The organism is Brevibacterium sp. SIMBA_078 (assembly GCF_046534565.1).
GTDB lineage: Bacteria > Actinomycetota > Actinomycetes > Actinomycetales > Brevibacteriaceae > Brevibacterium.
The window spans coordinates 1-274 of sequence record NZ_JAWRYQ010000187.1 but is presented as its reverse complement, the minus strand read 5'-3'; the positions used below and the strand labels follow the sequence as shown (position 1 = coordinate 274).

The following is a 274-nucleotide window of genomic DNA, read 5'->3' as shown; positions in this document are numbered from 1 at the left end:
ATAATGGCGTAAATAAGTAACGCAGGTAAAATAACTTGTAGCCGATGACGCAACTGCGAATAGTTAAATATAGCCAGTACTAACGGGGTAAAAATCAGCACCCCAATTGAGTCACCTATCCACCAAGTAATAAAGGTACTGATGACATCAGATGTGCTAATAAAATGATTTAAAACAAGTAGACTAGTTCCTGCTCCAGCAGCTATGACACAACATAGCGGCCCACCAATCACCAAGCTTTGAATACTAAGTTTTAAAGAAGATAAATTAAGGG

1 protein-coding gene is annotated in these 274 nt (G+C 38.3%); it reads right to left on the bottom strand.

The annotated features are described in order from the left end of the window. Window positions 1-274: MASE1 domain-containing protein (locus SB749_RS19380; RefSeq protein WP_410711740.1), on the bottom strand; the 274-nt coding region annotated here is incomplete at both ends.